13 protein-coding genes are annotated in these 21,000 nt (G+C 65.6%); 10 read left to right on the forward strand and 3 right to left on the reverse strand.

Annotated elements, in window-relative coordinates; genetic code table 11:
• Window positions 1–111: 111 nt before the first annotated feature.
• Entirely contained in the window at window positions 112–513 is a 402-nt protein-coding gene (locus ACFSDX_RS05000) for a hypothetical protein (protein WP_382312093.1), read from the reverse strand.
• Window positions 514–897: 384 nt separating this feature from the next.
• Here ACFSDX_RS05000 and ACFSDX_RS05005 point away from each other — a divergent pair, with 384 nt between their 5' ends.
• From ACFSDX_RS05005 to ACFSDX_RS05045, 9 genes are all read left to right on the forward strand, one after another.
• Complete coding sequence (locus ACFSDX_RS05005) at window positions 898–2,145, forward strand: efflux RND transporter periplasmic adaptor subunit (protein WP_382312094.1); 1,248 nt, start codon at window positions 898–900, stop codon at window positions 2,143–2,145.
• A 204-nt stretch (window positions 2,146–2,349) separates the two neighbouring features.
• Window positions 2,350–3,780 carry a TolC family protein gene (locus ACFSDX_RS05010; RefSeq protein WP_382312095.1) on the forward strand — a complete coding sequence of 477 codons (1,431 nt, stop codon included), beginning with the start codon at window positions 2,350–2,352 and terminating at the stop codon, window positions 3,778–3,780.
• A 74-nt stretch (window positions 3,781–3,854) separates the two neighbouring features.
• Window positions 3,855–4,544 carry an ABC transporter ATP-binding protein gene (locus ACFSDX_RS05015; RefSeq protein WP_382312096.1) on the forward strand — a complete coding sequence of 230 codons (690 nt, stop codon included), beginning with the start codon at window positions 3,855–3,857 and terminating at the stop codon, window positions 4,542–4,544.
• A gap of 57 nt (window positions 4,545–4,601) precedes the next feature.
• Complete coding sequence (locus ACFSDX_RS05020) at window positions 4,602–5,855, forward strand: ABC transporter permease (protein WP_382312097.1); 1,254 nt, start codon at window positions 4,602–4,604, stop codon at window positions 5,853–5,855.
• Window positions 5,852–7,060: an ABC transporter permease gene (locus ACFSDX_RS05025; protein ID WP_382312098.1), complete on the forward strand. Its 1,209-nt coding sequence runs from the start codon at window positions 5,852–5,854 to the stop codon at window positions 7,058–7,060. The genes ACFSDX_RS05020 and ACFSDX_RS05025 overlap by 4 nt, the downstream gene beginning before the upstream one ends.
• 150 nt (window positions 7,061–7,210) lie before the next feature.
• A complete protein-coding gene (locus ACFSDX_RS05030; RefSeq protein WP_382312099.1) occupies window positions 7,211–7,915 on the forward strand; it encodes a head GIN domain-containing protein in 705 nt (234 codons plus the stop codon).
• Between the two features lie 110 nt (window positions 7,916–8,025).
• Window positions 8,026–9,405 (forward strand): sigma-54-dependent transcriptional regulator, encoded by a 1,380-nt coding sequence (locus ACFSDX_RS05035; RefSeq protein WP_382312100.1) that lies wholly within the window; start codon window positions 8,026–8,028, stop codon window positions 9,403–9,405.
• 72 nt (window positions 9,406–9,477) lie between these two features.
• Window positions 9,478–10,785 (forward strand): sensor histidine kinase, encoded by a 1,308-nt coding sequence (locus ACFSDX_RS05040; RefSeq protein WP_382312101.1) that lies wholly within the window; start codon window positions 9,478–9,480, stop codon window positions 10,783–10,785.
• Window positions 10,786–11,041: 256 nt separating this feature from the next.
• Window positions 11,042–12,055, forward strand: a complete 1,014-nt coding sequence (locus ACFSDX_RS05045) for a T9SS type A sorting domain-containing protein (RefSeq protein ID WP_382312321.1) — start codon at window positions 11,042–11,044, stop codon at window positions 12,053–12,055.
• A 17-nt stretch (window positions 12,056–12,072) separates the two neighbouring features.
• Here the strand turns inward: ACFSDX_RS05045 and ACFSDX_RS05050 are convergent, their stop codons facing one another.
• Both ACFSDX_RS05050 and ACFSDX_RS05055 read right to left on the reverse strand, forming a co-directional pair.
• Entirely contained in the window at window positions 12,073–12,777 is a 705-nt protein-coding gene (locus tag ACFSDX_RS05050; RefSeq protein ID WP_382312102.1) for an SAM-dependent methyltransferase, read from the reverse strand.
• Window positions 12,778–12,856: 79 nt separating this feature from the next.
• On the reverse strand, window positions 12,857–13,660 hold the full coding sequence (locus ACFSDX_RS05055; protein ID WP_382312103.1) for an alpha/beta fold hydrolase: 804 nt from the start codon (window positions 13,658–13,660) through the stop codon (window positions 12,857–12,859).
• A 622-nt stretch (window positions 13,661–14,282) separates the two neighbouring features.
• Between ACFSDX_RS05055 and ACFSDX_RS05060 the strand changes: the two genes are divergently transcribed.
• The gene (locus ACFSDX_RS05060; protein ID WP_382312105.1) at window positions 14,283–20,999 is read left to right on the forward strand and encodes an amino acid adenylation domain-containing protein; all 6,717 of its coding nucleotides are present in this window, start codon (window positions 14,283–14,285) and stop codon (window positions 20,997–20,999) included.
• Window position 21,000 lies beyond the last annotated feature (1 nt).

Below are 21,000 nucleotides of genomic sequence, written 5' to 3' on the forward strand. Positions count from 1 at the left end.
TGGTAGGCAGGGTGTACCGCGGACCCTGCGGGTCCGCGCGGGTTATCGTCCGGCCGCTCCCCACGCGCGGACCCCGCAGGGTCCACGGTACATCGCTGGCAGTTTGTGCGGTTAGTGGGCGGTGGGGGCGTGGCGGGCGGCCCACTCGGCCGCCAGGGTCGGCAGCCGCGGCGAGCCGTCGGTGAGCCAGTCCAGGGCAGAGGCCGCATCGGCAAAGTAGTGCGAGCTGAAGCGAATGGCCGGCTGCACGAGGTCGTGCAGGGCATCGACGGCCAGCTGATTGTGCTGGCGGTTGTTGTCAATTAGCAGCACGAGGTGTTCGAGGTCCAGCGCCACCAGACCGGGCATCCAGTAGATACCCAGCCACTCCTGGTCGGCCACCGAGAGGTCGGGCAGGCTATTCATATCGAGCAGCAGGTGGCGCACTTTCAGCTCTCGAAGCAGCACTAGCAGCTGGCTGGCGCTGGCGCGCAGGTGGTGCGGATTGCTGAAGGCGACCCATTCCAAAAGCATCGTCCCGAGAAGGGGCTCGTATTGGAGACACAGGTTAGGAAGGTGGCGATAAATCACAGTGCAAAGGGCATAAATACCCACCGCGAAGGTAGCGCGCCCGGTAGCATACTTGGCGATTTTAAGCTGGTAGCTAAGCCAGGGTACAAAGTTGTTGGCCAGTCCGCTGCTGGCTCGCACCGCCCTAGGTGGCGGCCGGGCTAGGCCGGTAAGCAAGCAGGCGCCCTAGGCAAAGTGTCCGCTACTGAACACCCTGCCCGGTAGTGGACAGGTTTTGTGGGTGGTTCGCCTCGGGTTTTTGATATAAGTAGCTTATCAATAATAGCTTATGATGATGGCACGGCGCTTGGCTTAGTAGGTAGTAACCCACTACCCACTTGCCCGATTATGGACAGAGTTATTTCGCCCGCCACGCAACGCCGTCGTCAGTTTCGCACATGGCTACTGGGCTTGGGGGCCGTGGCCGCTGTGCTGGGGGCGGCGCTGGGTTTGCGCCGGGTGCTGCAACCCAGCCTGCACCGCGTTGACATCCGCACGGCGATGGTCGAAACGGGCGACGTGGACGCCACGCTCACGGCGGCCGGCACCGTCATTCCGGCCCGCGAGGCGGTGCTCACCAGCCCCTTGCAGAGCAGCATCCGGCGGGTGGTGCTGGCGGTGGGCACGCGGGTGCGGCCGGGCCAAACCATTCTGGAGCTCGACAAAGACCTGGCCGCCTCAGCTCTGGCCAAGCTCGACGACGAGCAGCTGCGCAACCAGAATAAGAACGCCCAGCTCCAGCTCACCCTCGAGCGCAGCCTTACCGACCTGCAAGCCCAGCAAGAAGCCCAGGCCCTGAAAGTGAGCAGCCTGCAATCGGCCCTGCGCGACGAGCAGCACCTGCTCGGCATCGGCGGCGGCACGGCCGAGGCCGTGCGCCAGGCCGAGCTTAACCTGCGCACCGCCCGCCTCGAAGCCGGGCGCCTGCGCCACCAGCTCGCCAACCAGCGCCAAGCCAGCGCCGCCGACCGCCGCGAGCTCAGCTTCACGGTGTCGATGCAGCGGCGCAATATTCAAGAACAAGCCGGCAAGCTGCGGCAGGCCAACATCAGTAGCCAGCAGCCCGGCGTGCTGACCTGGGTCAACGACAACCTAGGCGCCACCGTGCAGGCCGGCGATGCCCTGGCCCGCGTGGCCGACCTCAGCCGCTTTCGGGTGCGCGCCACCCTCGCCGATGCCTACGCCGACCAGCTGCACGCCGGCGACCCGGTGCTGGTGCGCCTAGGGCCCGGCACCGACCTGCGCGGCACGGTAGCCAGCATCAGCCCGGCCGTGGACAAGGGCACGGTGACCTTCTACGCCGCCCTCGATAACGACCATTACCCCGGCCTGCGCGCCAACCTGCGAGCCGACGTATTCGTGATAACCCGCGCCCACCGGGCCGTGCTGCGCCTCCGCAACGGCCCTTTCTACCAGGGTGGCCAGGAGCAGCCGGTGTTCGTGCTGAGCGGCGGCCGCGCCGTGCGCCGGGTGGTGCGCCTGGGCGACAGCAACACCGACTACGTGCAGGTGCTGAGCGGCCTGGCGAAAGGGGAGGAGGTCGTGCTCTCAGACACTAAGGGGTACGCGGACACGCCCGCGCTGCGGGTGGAGTAACCTAGGGTAGCGCCCCGCTCTGCGCCACTTGAGGCGCGTGTGGGAGGAAAGCCAACCAATGCAAAATCAAAAATTCAGCGAAAAGCAGCCGTGTTTCCTTCCTATAAAAACTGTGTTCCTAAGAAGCCAGCGGCGCTGCAACTGCCGGGCTCCCCTGCTCCCAAAGGGGCGGGCGGCGGGGCCTGGGGTGCCTTGCTAGGGTTTTTGCTTTTACTTTCCTATCAAGCAGCTGCCCAAACCCTCACCCTGCCCGCCCTCATCGAGCAAACGCTGGCTACTTCGGCCGCCGCCCTGCAAGCCCGCGCCGCCCGCGAGGGTGGCTACTGGGCCTACCGTGCCTACCAGGCCAACTACCGCCCGCAGCTGACGCTGGCCGGCACGGTGCCCAATTTCAGCCGCATCATCACGCCGGTGGTGCAGCCCGATGGCACCACCGAGTTTCAGTCGGTGCGTATCAACAACTCGCTGCTGGGGCTGGGGCTGAGCCAGAACATCGGCCTCACGGGCGGGCAAGTGGTTATCGGCTCGCAGGTGCAGCGCTTCGATGACTTTGCCCGCAGCCAAAAGCGCTACAACAACCAGCCCTTTACCCTAGGTCTGACCCAGCCGCTGGGCTACTTCAACGCCCTGAAGTGGAACCGCCGCATCGCGCCGCTGCTCTACCAGGAAAGCCAGCGCCAGTACCTCGAAGACCGCGAAGCCCTGGCCCGGCGCGTGACCGAGCTGTACTTCGACGTGCTCTTGCAGCAGGTGAATGCCGCCGTGGCCGGCCAAAACGCCCAGGCCACCGCCGAGCTGCTGCGCGTGGGCCGCGAGAAATACGCCCTAGGTCGCCTTTCGCAGAGCGATTTGCTTCAGCTCGAGCTCAACCTGCTCGATGCCCAGCAGGCCCAGACCCAGGCCCGCCTCGATGCCGAAAGCGCCGCCGTGAGCCTGCGCACCTACTGCGCCCTGCCCGGCGCTACCGATACGGATGGCGCCGTGCCGCCGCTGGCCGTGCCCACCCCCGCGCCCGCCCTGGCCGTGGTGCCCGCCGAGGCCCTAGGGCAGGCCCGGCAGCACCGCGCCGCCACGCTGGCCTTTCAGCGGCGGCAGCTGCAAGCTGCGCAAGATGTGGCTCAGGCGCGGGGCACCACCGGCTTTCTGGCCACCCTAACCGCCAACCTCGGCTACGTGAACCAGGCGCCCTACCTGCTCGACAGCTACTCCGCCCTCCAAAACCAGCAGCAGGTGGCGCTGGCCTTTTCGCTGCCGCTTGTGGACTGGGGCCGGCGCCGGGCCATCGTGCGCACCGCCGAGCTGGCCCGCGACCAAACCCAGGCCATCGTGACCCAGGACGAGCGCAGCTTCGAGCAAACCGTGCTCACGCAGGCCGCGCAGGTGCCGGCCCTGGCTGGGCAGGCCCGCCTGGCCGCCCGCGCCGACACGCTGGCCCAGCGCCGCTACGCCATCACCCGCGCCACCTACGAGGCCGGCCGCCTCAGCCTCACCGACCTTACGCTGGCTTCGGCGGCCAAGGACCTGGCGCGGCGCAGCTACATCCTGGCCCTGCGGGCGGGCTGGGTGGGTTATTACCGGCTGCGCGGGCTCACGTTATTTGATTTTGAAACCGGGCAGCCGCTGGTAGCTGACTAGCTGCGAATAGTCGGTACGGGGCAGAGCCCCGCGCCATAACCACTTTTTTTACACAGCTCAATTCACACTGCCAAATGCCAACCTCCACCACCCCGCCCGTCATCCGGCTGGCCAATATCGAAAAAGTCTACCAGACCAAAACCATCGAAACCGTAGCCCTGAGCCAGGTCAACCTGGCCATTCAGCGCGGCGAATTCGTGTCGGTGATGGGACCGAGCGGCTGCGGCAAATCGACCTTGCTCAGCCTCATGGGTCTGCTCGATGAGCCTAGCAGCGGCACCATCGAGATTGATGGCCGGCCCGTGAACTCCTATTCTGACAAGGAATTGGCGGGGCTGCGCAACCATAAAATCGGCTTCGTTTTTCAGAGCTACCACCTCATCAACGACCTCTCGGTGCGCGACAACGTGGAGCTGCCCCTGCTCTACCGCCCCGGCGTGGGCGGCGCCGAGCGTCGCCGCCGAGCCCTGGCCGCCCTCGACCAAGTGGGCCTCAATGCCCGCACCAACCACTTTCCGGCGCAGCTCTCGGGCGGGCAGCGGCAGCGGGTGGCCATCGCGCGCGCCCTGGCCGGCGAGCCCGAAATTATCCTGGCCGACGAGCCCACCGGCAACCTCGACTCGGTAATGGGCGAGGAAATCATGGACCTGCTCCTAGGTCTCAACCGCCAGGGCACCACCCTCGTGATGGTGACCCACGACGAGCAGCAGGCCCTCAAAACCCAGCGCCTCATCCGCTTTTTCGACGGGCGGCAAGTAGCGTAGTGCCCCGCCTGTCCTTGCGAGCGCAGCAAAGACAGACACTTACAAACTCAAAATCTTATGCTCCTTTCCTACCTTAAAATCGCCTGGAAGGTCTTGCTGCGGCGCAAGTTCTTCACCGCTATCAGCCTGTTTGGCATCAGCTTCACGCTGATGATTTTGCTGGTGGTGTATTCATTTTTTGATTTTGCGGTTGGGCCGCATCAGCCCGAGCTGCGCTCCGACCGGCTATTATTTGTCAACCGGATGCAGCTGCTGTACCGGGGCGGTGGGCAAAACAATTCGAGCGTTGGCTATGCCTTCCTCAACCAAGCGGTGCGGGGCATGCGCACGCCCGAAAAGGTATCGGTGAGCGAGGCCAACCCCGGCACGGCCGTGGCCTACGTGGGCCAGCAAACCCTGAAGCTCGACCAGCGCCGCACCGATGGCGAGTTTTGGCAGGTGCTGGATTTTGACTTCGTGGCCGGCCGGCCCTACAACGGGCGCGAAGTGCGCGACGCGGCCCACGTAGCCGTCATCAACGAAACCACGGCCCGGCGCTATTTCGGCAGCACGGCTGGGGCGGTGGGCCACACCATCGAGGTCGATGCCATGCGCTACCGGGTGGTGGGGGTAGTGCACGATGTGCCCGTCATGCGGCTGATGACCTACGCCGACGTGTGGACGCCCATCACCACTACCCCCGACGACCTACGCAAGCCCGACCTGCTCGGTGCCTACCAAGCCATCGTGCTGGCCCGCAGTCCGGCCGAGGTGCCGCAGATACAAGCCGAATACGACCAACTGATAGCCCGGCAGCCCATTCCCGACCCCAAAATATATGAGCGGCTTGTGTCGCACGCGCTGCCGCTGCTAACCAATCTCACGGCCCGCTTTAGCGGGGGCGAAGTAGCGCCCGGCGGCGGCAACCGCTTTATGCGGCTGCTCCTCACGCTAGGCCTGCTTTTTATGCTGCTGCCGGCCCTCAACCTGGTGAACATCAACGTGAGCCGCACGCTGGAGCGTTCGGGCGAGATTGGCGTGCGCAAGGCTTTTGGGGCCACGGCGGGGCGGCTGGTGGGGCAGTTTCTGCTCGAAAATATTTTCCTTACGCTGCTCGGGGGGGTGCTGGGTCTGGGCCTGGCAGCGGGCGCCCTAGCGCTGCTCAACAGCAGCCACTTCATTGCCTACTCCGAGTTTGGACTCAATGGGCGCGTGTTTGCGCTGGCGCTGGGGATAGTACTGTTTTTTGGTGTGCTGTCGGGGGCTTACCCGGCTTATAAAATGTCTAAATTACACGCCGTGAAGGCATTGAAAGGAGATATTGCCGCATGATACGCCACCTGTTTACCCTGATGTGGAACCGCAAGCGCGCCAACAGCTTGCTGGTGATAGAGCTAGTGCTGGCCTTCGTGGTGCTATTTGCCGTGAGCAGCCTGGGCGTGTACCTGTGGGGCAACTACCGCGCCCCGCTGGGCTTTGCCTACGAGCAGGTGTGGAGCGTGAGCCTAAGCCCCGGGGGCCAGCCCAGCCGCGGCCAGGTGCTGGGCACATTGCAGCAGGTTATCCAGCACCTGAAAGCTACCCCCGGCGTGGCCGGCGTAGCCCGAACTGAGGGCAACACGCCCTATTCTTTTTCTTCTAATAACGGCGACCTAGAAGCGGGTGAGGGCGATAAAAAACGCGTGTGCGACCAGGCCAATTACTACGATGCCAGCCCCGAATTTCGGGAGGTGATGGGGCTGCAAATGAAAGCCGGCCGCTGGTTCGACCGCCGCGACGAGGCCGCCAATAGCCGCTCGGTCGTCATCACCGAGTCGTTGCGCGATGCGCTATTCGCCCCCGGCGAGTCGCCGCTGGGCCATATTATTGGCGGCGGCCCTACCCGCATGATGCCCAAGCCGTGGCGGGTGGTAGGCGTGAGCGGCTCTTACCGGGGCGATGGCGAGCTGAACGAGCCTCGGCCCGCTATCTTCCTATATGTCAGCCCCCAGGATACTGCCCACGCCCTCGCCACGCTACTGGTGCGGGTGCAGCCCGGCAGCGGGGCCGCGCTCGAAAAGAAAATCAGCGATGATATTCACGCCATCAGCCCTACTTTGTCAAGCAACATCACCCCGCTGGCCGACCAGCGCCGCGTGCAGTTCAAGCAGTTGCTTACGCCCCCCTTTATCATGGGTGTGGTGAGCTTGTTTTTGCTGGTGAATGTGGCGCTGGGCTTGTTTGGCGTGCTGTGGCTCAACATCAGCCAGCGCCGCGCTGAGCTGGGCGTGCGCCGAGCCCTAGGGGCCACGGCGGGGGCCATCAGTAGGCAGGTGCTGGGTGAAATCTTGGTGCTCACTACGTTTGGGCTGGGGCTGGGGCTGCTGGTGGCGGCGCAGTTTCCGCTGCTGGGCGTGTTCAATGTGAAAACCAGCGTGTACCTCGCCGGCATGGCCCTGGCCACGGTGGGCCTCTACGCGCTGGCGGCGGGCTGCGCCCTCTACCCGAGCTGGCTGGCGGCGGGTATTCAGCCGGCCGTGGCGCTGCGCGAAGAATAAATGCCCCTAGGTAGCCAAGAAACCCCGGCCGAGTGCCCGGCCCGGCCGCGGCGCAGTATTTTTCGGCGGGGCCGTAACGAACTGCCCCGCGGCCCGGTACTCGCGGCAAACGCCTGGTTCTTATCTCCCCCTTTTCTAGCTTCACGCCCCATGAAAAACGTCCTGCTGTCCGCCCTGCTTGGCCTGGCCACCCTCACCGGCGCCCACGCCCAAAGCGCCCAAATGCGCTCGGTGTCCGCTTTCCACGCCATCAAAGTGGGTAGCGGCATCCAGCTGGAGCTCACGGCCGGCCACGGCCAGCGCGTGGAGGTGAGCGCCAACGTGGCCGAGTTTGCCAACTACATCCGCACGACGGTGGAGGACGGCGTGCTCACCATCGGCTACGACAACCCCAACGACCGCAACGGCCAGCAGCGCTCGCGCCAGCACGTGCAGCTGCGGGCCAGCGTCACGGCCGACCAGCTCACGGCCCTCGTGGCGGGTAGTGGCTCGTCGGTGAAGGCCAGCGGCGACATCGACGCCGACGATTTCAAGCTCGATATCTCGTCGGGTGCTACCGTGAAGGCCGACATTTCGACCGCTACCCTGGCCGTGCGCCAGAGCAGCGGCAGCACCACGATGCTCGATGGCCGCGCCACCAGCCTCGATGTGCAAGCCGGCAGCGGCGCCACCTTCAACGGCAAAGACCTGCGCACCGACCGCTGCCGCGCCCAGGCCAGCAGCGGCAGCTCCATACAGATAGCCGTAAAAGACGACCTAGTGGCCGAGGCCAGCAGCGGCGCCAGCATCAGCTACAGCGGCTCGCCCCAGCTCACCAAGCGCGTGAGCAGCGGCGCCAGCGTGAGCGGCCACTAGGACCACAGATTTAACTGATTCCAGCGGATTGAACGGATTTTTTGTGGTTCCGCTCGCTCTGTGCCGTTTGTTGAAGAACCACAAAAAATCCGTTAGAATTAGTTAAATCTGTGGTTCTGATAGTCGATGATGACCTAGCCGTGCGCGTGTCGTTGCAGCTGCTGCTGAAGCAGGCTGGCTATCCCGCGCAGGCGGTGCCCGGCCCAGCCGAGGCGCTAGCCGCCGTGCGCGAGGCCGCGCCCCGGCTCGTCTTGCTCGACATGAATTTTGCGGCTGCCACTACCGGGGCCGACGGCTTGGCGCTCCTAGGTCAGCTCAGGGCGCTGGCGCCCGCGGTGCCGGTTATTCTGCTCACGGGCTGGGGCAGCATTGCGCTGGCGGTGGCGGGCATGAAGGCCGGCGCCGCCGAGTTCGTGACCAAGCCCTGGCAAAACGAAACGCTGCTCCAAACCATTACCACCGTCCTGCAATTGCACGCGCCGGCCGAGGCGGCCCCGCCGCCCGGCCGCCGGGCGCTCGACCGGCAGTTTGCCCTAGGTAGCATTGTGGGCGAAGATGCGCGCCTGCTGGCCGTGCTGCGCCAGGTAGGGCAGGTGGCCGCCACCGATGCTTCGGTGCTGATAGAGGGCGAGAGCGGCACGGGCAAGGAGCTCATTGCCGAAGCCCTGCACCAGAATAGTCCGCGCCGCGCGCAGCCCTTCGTGAAAGTGAACCTAGGTGGTATTTCATCAAGCTTGTTTGAGAGCGAGATGTTTGGCCACCGGCGCGGCGCCTTCACCGATGCCCGCGCCGACCGCGTGGGTCGCTTCGAGCTGGCCAACGGCGGCACTATTTTTCTGGATGAAATCGGGGAGCTGGAGCTGGCCAGCCAGGTAAAGCTGCTGCGCGTGCTGCAAGACCGCACCTACGAGGTGCTCGGCGACTCGCGCCCGCGCCGACTCGACATTAGAGTGGTGGCCGCCACCAATAAAAACCTGGCCGAGCTGGTGGCGCAGGGCCGCTTCCGCGAAGACCTGTTCTACCGGCTCAACCTCATCACGCTGCGCCTGCCCGCCCTGCGCGAGCGGGCCGACGACATTCCGCGCCTGGCCCAGCACTTCGTGCGCCAGCTGCAAGCCACCTACCAGCGCCCCGGCCTGCGCCTGGGCGCCGCCGCCGCCCACTACCTGCAAGCCCAGGCCCTGCCCGGCAACATCCGGGAGCTCAAAAACCTGGTCGAGCGCGCGGTGCTCACTAGCCCGCACGACGAGCTGACGCCCGCCGATTTTCAGGCGCAGCACCTAGGTGCCCCCGCGCCCCCGGTCCCCGACGCTGCCCTGCCGGCCCCCGGCACCATGACGCTGGAGGCGCTGGAGGAGCAGGCCATTCGCCAGAGCGTGGCCCACTACCGCGGCAACCTCAGCCAGGTGGCGCGGGCGCTGGGCCTGAGCCGGGGCGCTTTATATCGAAGGTTGGATAAGTTTGGGATACCTTATCCTAATGAGCAATGAGCAATTAATAATGAGCAGCTTTAGTCTTATTTAGCGCTGTTCATTGCTCATTGATAATTGTTCATTGACCTCATGCGCCTCAAGCTTCTGCTGTTTCTGCTGCCGCTCTACGCGGTGCTCATCACCCTGGCGGCGCAGGCGCGCACCACCAATGCGGCCCTGTTCATTGCCTGCGAAGTGGTGCTGCTGGGCAGCCTAGGGCTGGCGTGGCAGCTTTACCGGGGTTTTATGCAGCCCATTCGGCTCATCGAGGCGGGCACGGCGGCTTTGCAGGCGCAGGACTTCAACTTGAAATTCAGGCCCGTGGGGCAGCCGGGGCTCGACCAGCTCATCGAGGTCTACAACGACATGCTCGACGCCCTGCGCCAAGAGCGCGTGAGCCAGCACGAGCAGAGCGTGCTACTCGAGCGGCTCATTCAGGCCTCGCCGGCCGGCATCCTTATTCTAACCTTCGAGCAACACATCGCCAGCGCCAACGCGGCCGCGGCCTGGGCCCTAGGTATGCCCGCGGCCGACTTGGTGGGCCAGGCGGTGGCGGCCCTGCCCGCGCCCTGGGGCGGCGTGCTGGCTGACCTAGGCAGCGGCCAGCCCCAAGCCGTGCGCCTGCCCGGCGGCCAAACCTACCGGGCCGCCGCCGCGCACTTTCTCGACCGCGGCTTTCAGCGGCGCTTTGTGGTGCTGGAAGAGCTGACGCAGGAAATCCGGGCCCAGGAAAAGCAGACCTACGAGCAGCTTATCCGGCTGGTGGCGCACGAGGTCAATAACTCCATCGGGGCCGTGAATTCGCTGCTGGGCAGCTTCCGGTACTACGCCCCGCAACTGGCCCCGGCCGACCAAGCCGATTTTACCCAGGCCCTCGACGTGAGCATCACGCGCAATACCCAGCTGGCCGACTTCGTGGCCGGCTACGCCCGCCTGGTGCGCCTGCCCCCGCCCGCCCCGCACCCCACCGACCTGCACGCCCTGCTGCGCGACCTAGGCCAGCTGCTGGCCCCGCAAAGCGCGCAGCAGGATGTGGCTTGGCACTGGGAGCTGGCCCACGCCGGGCCTCTTTTCATTGAGGCCGATTCGCAGCAACTCACCCAGGCCTTGCTCAATGTGGCCAAAAACGCCCTCGAAGCCATCGGGCCCGGTGGTGGCCACGTGTGGGTGCGCACCACTACCCAGCCGCTCACGCTCAGCATTACCAACGACGGCGCGCCCCTCAGCCCCGCAGTGAGCCAGCGGCTATTCACGCCCTTTTTCAGTACCAAGGCGGGCGGCCAGGGCATCGGCCTCACGCTGGTGCGCGACATCTTGCTGGCCCACGGCTTCGCCTTCCGGCTGGCCACCGGGGCCGATGGCCGCACCGCCTTCCAGGTCGAGCTGCGCACCGCCTGAAGAGGAGGTGCTGGACACCCGTGGCCGCGGATAATTCTAGTGAGTTAATACAATTGACTGTCGAGCTTGATTGCCGTTCCGAGACGTGGGCATCTCATTCTGGTACGGCGCGCGGGCAAGAAATTGGGCATTAGATACATCAAAATACACAATATTTATAAATCCGGCTTTGGTAGCTGGTTTGCAAAACGGCGGGGGTACACTTATCTCTCCTTCCTTGATGAATTATAAAATTTTACGCAGCTTGCGGGCCTTGATGCTCGTTTCAGTCAGCCTTCTTTTAGCCACGCCCGGCGCGTGGGCCCAGGTGCAGTATGCCAACAAGGTGGTGATGGCCGATGGCATCGTGAGCGACGATAATAAGGCCGCCGATAGCAACCTAGCCACCAACGCCACCATCAAACCTTCTTTGCTGCTCGGCTACACCCGGCTGCGAATGAGCTTCCCAAGCACGGCCGCGGCCGGCAAAGAAGCGGGCATGTACATCAAGCCCAATATCCTGATTTCGGCCGCGCTGCTGGGCGGCGCTACCCTAACCACGTACTATAAAAAAGGCACCAAGACCACGGAAGTAGACAGCCACCAGCTCAGCAGCGATGTGCTGAGTTTGAATGTGCAGGCCGCGGGCATCAACCGAATATCGTTTACGCCGACGAAAGAATTCAACCAAATAGAGCTGGTTTTTTTCTCAGTCCTGGCCCTAGGTCAGGATATTGAGGTGTACGAGGCCTTCAGCACCGTGAGCCCCTTGCCGGTGTCGCTGGTGGCATTTCAGGGTGCGGCTACCCCGGAAGGCGTCGCCTTGTCGTGGGCCACCGCGTCGGAGCACAATGCGGAGCAATTTGTGGTAGAGCGGGCGGCCGATGCGCCGGTGGGCTTCGCGGCTATCGGCCAGGTGCCGTGCACCGGCACCACTACCCAAACCCAGGCCTACGGATTTGTGGACCCTAGCCCGGCCCCGCGCAGCTACTACCGCTTGCGGCAGCTCGACCGCGATGGCACGGTCACGTTCAGCCCCGTGGTGGCCGTGCAGTGGGCCGCCCCCGCCGCCCTGCGCGCCTACCCCAGCCCCACTACCGGCACCTTGCACGTGGCCGGGGCGGGAGCGGGTACGCAGTTCAGTATTTTCGACCAGCTGGGCCACCTGGTGCAGCGCCCGCAAGCCCCCGAAGACCTGGGGCCGCTGGATGTGCAGGCCTTGCCCAGCGGCCTCTATTTTTTGCAGGACGATGCCACGGGCCAGCGCACGAAGTTTCTGAAAACAAACTAAAAAGCAGCCCTAGGTGGCTACTGGCCCAGCGCAAACACGGTGGGTCGCTTGTGCAGCTTGGGTAGCTCGGGCAGGCGCCGCCAGGCGGCCACGGGCAGCGTGCGGAGGTACTCGGTGGGCGCGCTGAGGTCGGTGGCTACGCAGAGGCGGGTGCCGGGCGCCAGGTGGGCCAGCAGGTCGGCCAGCAGCTGGTCGTTGCGATAGGGCGTCTCGATAAACAGCTGCGACTGGTCGCGCTGGGTGCTTTCCTTTTCCAGCTGCTTGATGGCCGCAATGCGCGGGCCTTTCTCGATGGGCAAATACCCGTGGAAAGCAAACCGCTGCCCGTTCAGCCCCGAGCCCATGAGCGCCAGCAGTATCGAAGATGGCCCCACCAGCGGCCGCACCGGCAGCCCCAGCCGGTGGGCCTCCTGGGCCAGCGCCGCACCGGGGTCGGCAATGCCAGGGCAGCCGGCCTCCGAGAGCACGCCCGCTTCGAGGCCCTGCTTCACTAGGGGCTCCAGCGCCGCCTGCACCTGGGGCGGCGTGCTGTCCTTGTCAATCAGCTCAAAGCGAATGTCTTCGATGACGCGGTGTGGCGCCACTTCCTTCACAAAGCGGCGGGCCGTGCGCAGGTTTTCGACCAGAAAATAGGGTAGCCGGGCCACCGCCGCCACCACTTGCGGCGGCAGCACCTGGGGCGCCGTGCCCTCGGCCAGCGGGGTAGGAATGAGGTAAAGCATGTTGCAAGGAGCAATTAACAATGAACAGGAAAAAGGTAATGAGCAGGTGGCGCACCAACGGCCTGCTCATAGCTCCTTGTTAATTGCTCATTGAAACGAAGTTTCGCACCAGCCCGAATATCTCGTCGGGCTTTTCGGCGTGCACCCAGTGGCCGGCGTCGGGCACGGTGGCCACCTGCGAGTTGGGAAACAAAGCCGGGATGCTGTGCAGCTTGTCGTCGGCCGTGATGTAGTCCGACTTGCCGCCCCGGATGAATAGCGTGGGCTTAAGAAACGGCTGGGCCGCCGCGATTTCCTGGCCCACGGCCGCTAGGTTCTCAACCAGCGCGGGCAGGTTGATGCGCCAGGCAAAGGAATTGTCCTCGCGCCGGTACAGGTTTTTGAGCAAAAACTGCCGCACGCCCAGCTGCGGAATGTTCGGCACCAGCGCCGCCTCGGCCTGCTGCCGGTTCTGGATGGTGCTCAGGTCCACGGCCTGCAAGCCGGCAATGATATCGTCCTGGTGTTCCATGTCGGAAAAGCGCGGCGCAATGTCGAGCACGATGAGTTGCGCCAGCCGCGCGGGGTAGCCTAGGGCCAGGGTCATGGCCACCTTGCCGCCCATGCTGTGCCCCAGCACCGTGAGGCGAGCGGGGTCAAGACCTAGGTGGTCGAGCAGCGCCAGTACGTCCTGCGCCATGAGGGCGTAGCTGTGCTCGGGCGCGTGAAACGAGCGCCCGTGGTTGCGCAAGTCCACCGATACCACGCGCAGGCCCGCCTCGTCGGCCCAGCGGCGCGCCAGCGTCTGCCAGTTGTCGAGGGTGCCGAAGAGGCCGTGCAAAATCACCAGCGGCTGGGCCGCCGGGTCGCCTTGGTCAAGAAAGTGGAGCAGGGGAGTAGCCATAAGTAAAGAGCAATAGAAGCACAAAGATGGCCGCTAGCGGCCCGCCCGCTAGGCCACGCGGGCCACCGCCAGCGCCCCGGCCCGCCCACCCCACCCCGGCGAGCAGCCGCCCGCTGTTTTGGCCGGTAAGTGGATAAGGGGTAGGGACCCGGTAAAAGGGGATTTATATAATTTATTTTCTATGTAAAGTTAGCTCCTTGCAATACTTCAGGTTAGTTGATAGTAGCTTTGAAAATTACTCTGGTTATTTATTGTATTATTCAAAGTTATAATAATGCTTGATGAATTTATTGGGAATGCGCACCCGCGGGCGCTACGCCGGCACCCTTTGCGGAGGCATTTTCGCTGGCACAGCTGTAGCCAATGCTTACCGAGGATAACAGGCCATTTATCCGGTAATTATTGACTTGAAATGACCAATTTTGTTACTTGGTCTTTATAGCCAGTAATAATTCGCGAACCTAGGTCAGCGAAAGAAAGCCAGATTACCTCGGCATTAGGGTAGGTAGCGTTTAGTAAATAAAGATGATTATGCTTAGGGAAAAACCGGCCGTTTTGTGAGGCCGGCTTCACTAGCGAAAGGGCGCTAAAAGCAATTAATAAGCAGTTAAAAATTATAGGTATGCACGTGGCAGATAGTTTACATCCCCCGCTGATTCAGCAGCTCGTGGAGCAGGCCGCTAGCCGGTACGGGGCGCTGCCCGCCGTGGTCGACGGGGCGGCTACATACACCTATGCGCAGCTGCTCAGCCGGGCCGAGCAGCTTAGCCAAGCCATCCGGCACCAGGCCCCGGCGGCCCCGCTCATCGGCCTCAGCACCACGCGCGGGTTCGACATGGTGGTGGGAGCACTGGCCATCCTGAAGGCCGGCAAAGCCTACCTGCCGCTCAACCCCAGCTACCCCGCTCAGCGGCTGGCGCAGCTGGTGGCCAGCTCGGGCCTCAGCTGCTGCGTGGCGCCGGCCCCGGATGCGGCGGCGCTGGCGGCCCTAGGCCTGCATGTGCTGGCGCCCGATGCCGCGCCCGCGCTCGAAAACCAACTCGAAAATCAAGAGACTGCTAGCGGCACGGCGGCCTACGTGCTCTACACCTCCGGCTCGACGGGCGAGCCCAAGGGCGTGTGCATGGGCCACGCGGCGCTGGTAAATCTCTTGCAGTGGCAGCAGGAAAACTCGCTGGCCGGTCCCGGTACCCGCACCCTGCAATTTGCGCCGCTCAGCTTCGACGTTTCGTTTCAGGAAATATTCGCGACCCTGACCACGGGCGGCACGCTGGTGCTGCTGAGCGAGGAGCAACGCCTCGACTTCGAAGGCCTCCTAACGCTGCTCGACGCGCAGGCGGTCAACCGGCTGTTCTTGCCCTTCGTGGCGTTGCAAGCGCTGGCCGAAGCCGCCGTGAGCGCCCAGCATTTTCCGGCGAGCCTGCGCGAAATCATGACCGCCGGCGAGCAGCTCAAGATAACGCCGCAACTCGCAGCTTTTTGCGCGGCGCTGCCCGGCTGCGTGCTCTATAACCAGTACGGCCCCACCGAATGCCACGTGGTGACGCAGCTGCGGCTGGCCGGGCCGCCCGCCGCCTGGCCCCCGCTGCCCGGCATCGGCCAGCCCATTGCCAACACTGAGGTTTTTTTCCTGGATGCCGACCTGCGCCCAGTGCCCGCCGGCGAGGTGGGCGAGCTGTGCATTGCCGGCGTCTGCCTGGCCGAAGGCTACCTCAACCAGCCCGCCCTCACGCAAGCCAAGTTTGTGGAAAGTGCCGCCGGCCCGCGCTTTTACCGCACCGGCGACCTAGGGCGCTACCTGCCCGACGGCAACATCGAGTTCCTGGGCCGGCAAGACGACCAGGTGAAAATCCGGGGCCACCGCATTGAAGTGGGGGAGGTCGAAGTGGCCCTGGCCGACCTGCCCGGCCTCAAGCAAGCCGTGGTGGTGGCCCACGCCAGCCCCACGGGCGCGGCGCAGCTGGTGGCCTACCTGGTGGCCGCACCCGGCGCCGCGCAGGAGGTGTCGGCCGTGCGCCAGGCGCTGGCCCAGCGCCTGCCCGATTACATGCTGCCCAGTGCCTTCGTGTGGCTGCCGGAGCTGCCCAAAACCACCAGCGGCAAGGTCGATAAAAAAGCCCTGCCCGCGCCCGAGCGCACGCGGCCGGCCCTAGGGGTGCCATTTCGGCGGCCCGCGGCCGGGGCCGCGCAGCACGTGGCCCAGCTCTGGGCCGAGCTGCTGCAACTAGACGAGGTGGGGGCCGACGACAATTTTTTTGAGCTGGGGGGCAACTCGCTGCTGGCTCAAAAATCGGTGGCGGCCCTCCAGAAGCGGTACCAGTACACCGTGCCCATCACCAAGCTCTACCAGTTTCCGACGGCCGCTGGCCTGGCCGACTACCTAGGGGGCCTGGGCCCGGCGCGCCCGGCGCCCGCGGACCTAGGGCAAGCCCGCGATAGCCAAGCGGGCGACGTGGCCGTGATTGGCCTGGCGGGGCGCTTTCCGGGGGCGGCCTCGGTGGCGGCGCTGTGGGACGTGCTGGCGCAAGGCCGCGAAACAATTCAGTTTTTCAGCGCCGAGGAGCTCGACGCCTCCATTCCGGCGGCGCTCCGCAGCGACCCGCTCTACGTGGCCGCCCGCGGCGTTATCGACCATGCCGACGCGTTCGACGCCCGGTTCTTCGGCCTCACGCCCAAGCTGGCCGAGGTCATGGACCCGCAGCAGCGGGTGTTTCTGGAAATAGCCTGGGAGGCGCTGGAGGAGGCCGGCTACCTGCCCCCAACCTACGCCGGGCGCGTGGGCGTGTTTGCGGGTAGCGGCAACAATACCTACTATCCGCGCAACGTGCTGCACCATCCCGAGCGGGTGGCGCAGCTCGGCGAGTTTCAGGTGATGACGGTGAACGAGAAAGATTACCTGGCTTCGCGCACCGCCTACCAGCTCAACCTAAAGGGCCCGGCCGTGAGCGTGTATTCGGCCTGCTCGACCTCGCTGCTGGCCATTGCGCAAGCCGTGCAGAGCCTGCGCAGCGGCCAGTGCGAAGTAGCGCTGGCGGGCGGCGTCAGCATCACGGCGCCCCTGCGCAGCGGCCACCTCTACCAGGAGGGCGCCATGCTGAGCGGCGACGGCCACTGCCGCTCGTTCGATGCCCAGGCGCAGGGCACCGTGTTCAGCGATGGCGCCGGGGTGGTGCTGCTCAAGCCCCTAGCCGCCGCCCAGCGCGATGGCGATACCATACACGCCGTCATCAAAGGGGTGGGAGTGAACAACGATGGCGCCGGCAAAGGCAGCTTCACTGCCCCTAGCGCGGAGGGCCAGGCTGGCGCCATTCGCCAGGCCCTGGCCGACGGTGCCGTGGACCCCGCCACCATCAGCTACGTGGAGGCCCACGGCACGGCCACCCCGCTCGGCGACCCCATCGAAATCGAGGGGCTGACGATGGCCTTCGGCGCGCAGACCACCAAGCAGTTTTGCGCCCTAGGTTCCATCAAAAGCAATATGGGCCACCTCACGGCGGCGGCCGGCGTGGCGGGCTTTATCAAAACGGTGCTGGCCCTGCGCCACCAGCAGCTGCCGGCCTCGCTGGGCTTCGAAGTGCCCAACCCGCACATCGACTTCGCCAATAGTCCCTTCTTTGTCAATACCGCGCTCACGCCCTGGCAGCCGGCGGGCAGCCGGCGCGCCGGGGTCAGCTCGTTTGGCGTGGGCGGCACCAATGTGCACGTGGTGCTGGAAGAATACGCCGCGCCCATTGCCCCGGCGCCGGCCCGCGCCGAGCGCCCGGCTCAGCTCATCACCTGGTCAGCCAAGTCAGACGCCAGCCGCATCGCCTACACCCAGCGCCTGGCCCAGCACCTAGGTGCCAACCCGGCCGCCTCGCTGGCCGATGCGGCCTTTACCCTGCACACTACGCGGCCGGCGTTTGCGCACCGTGGCTTTGTGGTGGCCAGCACGGCCGCCGAGGCTGCGGCGGCGCTCCAGAGCCCCACCGGCCCCCTAGGTGGCACCAAAACCGTGGCCGCCGTGCCGGGCGAAACGGTGTTTCTGTTTCCGGGCCAGGGTTCGCAGTACCTGCACATGGGGAGCGGCCTCTACGAGCACGAGCCCGCCTACCGCCAGGCCGTGGACGACTGCGCCGCGTTGCTGCAAGACCAGCTCGACGTGGATATCCGCGCGGTGCTGTACCCGGCGCCGGGCAGCGCGGGGGCCGAAGAACGCCTGAAAAACACCCGCTACACCCAGCCCGCGCTCTTCGTGACCGAGTACGCGCTGGCGCAGTTGTGGCAGAGCTGGGGCGTGCAGCCTAGCATCTTGTGCGGCCACAGCGTGGGCGAGTTTGTGGCGGCCCACCTGGCCGGCGTGTTCACGCTCGCCGATGCCCTGCGGCTGGTAGCCACCCGCGCCCGGCTGGTGGGCGAGTTGCCCGGCGGCCGCATGCTGGCGGTGCCGCTGCCCGCGGCCGACGTGCTAACCCAGCTGCCGGCCGCCCTCTCGCTGGCCGCCACCAACGGCACCCGCCGCTGCGTAGTAGCCGGTCCCGCTGAGGCCGTGGCCGCGTTTGCGCAACTGCTCGAGGCGCAAGCGGTGCCGAGCCAGCTGCTGGCCACCAGCCACGCCTTTCACTCGGCCATGATGGAGCCCGCGCTGCCCGCCTTCCGGGCGGCGGTGGCCACCGTGGCGCTGCACCGCCCCCAGCGCCCGGTGGTGTCAACCGTGAGCGGCACCTGGCTCACCGATGCGCAGGCCACCGACCCCGAGTACTGGACGCAGCACCTGCGGCGCCCCGTGCGCTTTGCTGAAGCCCTCGACACCCTAGGTGCCCTGGCCAACCCGCTGCTGCTCGAAGTGGGCCCCGGCGGGGCACTGGCCGCCCTGGCCCGCCCGCACCTAGGTACCCGCGCCGCGGCCGTGCTGCCGGGCCTGCCGCCGGCTACCACGCATTCCGATTGCCACGCCATGCTGACCACCCTAGGGCAGTTGTGGTTAAGTGGTTTGCAACCTGCGTGGTCTAGCTTATATATTGAGTCGGCATTCCGTGAAATTAGCCTGCCTACCTACGTTTTCGACCGCCAGCGCTGCTGGCTCGACCCGCCCGCGACGGTGGCTGGCTCCCTAGCCAAACCCGCGGCGGAAGAACTACTTGCTCTGCTACCTACTTCTGTTCTACCCCTCCCTTCTGCAATTAGTATGAGAAAGCCTGCGCTATTTAATAAGGTGCGCACCCTGCTGGAAGACGCCTCCGGCATCGAGTTGGCTACGGCCACGCCCGACGCCAGCTTCCTGGAAATCGGCCTCGATTCGCTGTTGCTTACGCAGCTAGCCATCACGCTCAAAAAAGAGTTTAACCTACCCATCACGTTCCGGCAGCTGAACGAAGAATACGGCACCCTAGGGCAGCTCGTGGATTACCTCGACCAGCAGTTGCCCGCCGACGCGCCGGCGCCGCCCGCGCCCGCCAGCGCCCCGGCCGCCCCGACACTGGCGGCGCCCGCCTCCGCTCCGACGCCCGTCGGCGTCTTCATGGCCGGGCCCGCGCTGCCCGCGCCGGCCGCCAACACGGCCCTAGGTTTGCTGGCGCAGCAGCTGCACCTCATTGCCCAGCAAGTGGCCCTGCTGCAAGCCAGCGCCGGCGGGCCGGGGCAAGCCGCGGTGGCTCAGCCCAGCCCGGCTTGGGCTGCTCCGGCGCCGGTTCCAGCCCCATCGGCTTTGGCCCCAGCACCGGCCGCCGGGCCCGCGCTGGCCCCGGCGGCCGGGCTGTCGGCCGAAGAAGTGGCGGAGTTGAAAAAGCCCTTCGGCGCCACCGCCCGCATCGAGCGCCAGGCCACCGAACTGGGGCCAGCGCAGCAGACGTTTTTGCAGGAATTGACGCGCCGCTACACCAAAAAAACCGGCGCCAGCAAAGCCTACACTCAGCAGCACCGCGCCCGCATGGCCGACCCGCGCGTGGTGTCGGGCTTCCGGCCACTCACCAAGGAGCTGGTGTACCCGCTGGTCGTCAACCGCTCGAGCGGCAGCCGGCTCTGGGACCTCGACGGCAATGAGTACATCGACGCGCTCAACGGGTTTGGGTCGTCGCTGCTGGGCTACCAGCCCGAGGTTATCAAAACTGCGCTGCACGCCCAGCTGGAGCAGGGCTATGAAATAGGCCCGCAGCACGCGCTGGCCGGCGAGGTGAGCCAGCTGCTGTGCGAGTTCACGGGCTTCGACCGGGTGGCGCTCTGCAACACGGGCTCGGAGGCGGTGCTGGGCGCCTTGCGGGTGGCCCGCACCGTCACGGGCCGCTCGCTGGTGGTAGCTTTCACGGGCTCCTACCACGGCATTGTGGATGAAGTACTAGTGCGCGGCACCCGGCAGCTGAAGTCGTTTCCGGCGGCGCCCGGCATTATGCCCGAGGCGGTGCAAAACATGCTCATTCTGGACTATGGCACCGACGAAAGCCTGCGCATCATCAAGGAGCGGGCGCACGAGCTGGCGGCCGTGCTGGTCGAGCCCGTGCAGAGCCGGCGCCCCGAGTTTCGGCCCATTGCGTTCCTGAAGCAGGTGCGCGAGGTGACGGCCGCCGCGGGCACGGCCCTAATTTTTGACGAAGTCATCACCGGCTTCCGGCTGCACCCCGGCGGGGCGCAGGCGTTGTTTGGCATTCGGGCCGACCTGGCCACCTACGGCAAAGTGGTGGGCGGCGGCCTCTCCATCGGCGTCATCGCGGGCCACGAGGAGTGGATGGACGCCCTCGACGGCGGCTTCTGGCAGTACGGCGACGCCTCGTTTCCCGAAGCGGGCGTCACCTATTTTGCCGGCACGTTTGTGCGGCACCCGCTGGCACTGGCCGCCGCCAAGGCCTCGCTCCAGTACCTTAAGGAGCAGGGCCCTAGGTTGCAGCAGGAGCTCACGGCCTGCACCGAGCGGCTGGCTGACTTGCTCAATGCCGAGCTCGAGCGCCAGCAGCTGCCCTTCTACGTGGCGCAGTTTGGGTCGCTCTGGAAGATTAAGTTCTACGAGGAGCTACCCTATAACGAGTTGCTGTTTACGCTGATGCGCGAGAAGGGTATTCACATCTGGGATGGCTTTCCGTGCTTCCTCACCACGGCCCACACCGCGCAGGAAGTGGACCAGATAGTGGCCGCCTGCCTGGCCAGCGCCCGCGAGCTGGTGGCCGCCGACTTCCTGAAAGCCCCGCGGTCTACCGTGGCGCGGCCCCCCGCGACCCGGCCCCCGGCCCCGGCCCTGGGTACTACCGAGCAGCTCAACCAGCCGCCCGCGCCCGGCGCCCGCCTGGGCCGCGACCGCGCCGGCAACCCCGCCTGGTTTGTGGCCGACCCCAGCCGCCCCGACAGCTACCGCCAACTTAGCGTGCACTAGC

The sequence above is a fragment of the Hymenobacter bucti genome (genome assembly GCF_042681145.1).
Taxonomy (GTDB): Bacteria; Bacteroidota; Bacteroidia; order Cytophagales; family Hymenobacteraceae; genus Hymenobacter; species Hymenobacter bucti.

What these genes read in the sequence shown, in the direction of transcription:
- ACFSDX_RS05000 (WP_382312093.1), bottom strand. Translation starts at nt 513, where the DNA reads ATGCTTTTGGAATGGGTCGCCTTCAGCAATCCGCACCACCTGCGCGCC.
- ACFSDX_RS05005 (WP_382312094.1), top strand. Translation starts at nt 898, where the DNA reads ATGGACAGAGTTATTTCGCCCGCCACGCAACGCCGTCGTCAGTTTCGC.
- ACFSDX_RS05015 (WP_382312096.1), top strand. Translation starts at nt 3,855, where the DNA reads ATGCCAACCTCCACCACCCCGCCCGTCATCCGGCTGGCCAATATCGAA.
- ACFSDX_RS05020 (WP_382312097.1), top strand. Translation starts at nt 4,602, where the DNA reads ATGCTCCTTTCCTACCTTAAAATCGCCTGGAAGGTCTTGCTGCGGCGC.
- ACFSDX_RS05025 (WP_382312098.1), top strand. Translation starts at nt 5,852, where the DNA reads ATGATACGCCACCTGTTTACCCTGATGTGGAACCGCAAGCGCGCCAAC.
- ACFSDX_RS05030 (WP_382312099.1), top strand. Translation starts at nt 7,211, where the DNA reads ATGAAAAACGTCCTGCTGTCCGCCCTGCTTGGCCTGGCCACCCTCACC.
- ACFSDX_RS05040 (WP_382312101.1), top strand. Translation starts at nt 9,478, where the DNA reads ATGCGCCTCAAGCTTCTGCTGTTTCTGCTGCCGCTCTACGCGGTGCTC.
- ACFSDX_RS05045 (WP_382312321.1), top strand. Translation starts at nt 11,042, where the DNA reads ATGCTCGTTTCAGTCAGCCTTCTTTTAGCCACGCCCGGCGCGTGGGCC.
- ACFSDX_RS05050 (WP_382312102.1), bottom strand. Translation starts at nt 12,777, where the DNA reads ATGCTTTACCTCATTCCTACCCCGCTGGCCGAGGGCACGGCGCCCCAG.
- ACFSDX_RS05055 (WP_382312103.1), bottom strand. Translation starts at nt 13,660, where the DNA reads ATGGCTACTCCCCTGCTCCACTTTCTTGACCAAGGCGACCCGGCGGCC.
- ACFSDX_RS05060 (WP_382312105.1), top strand. Translation starts at nt 14,283, where the DNA reads ATGCACGTGGCAGATAGTTTACATCCCCCGCTGATTCAGCAGCTCGTG.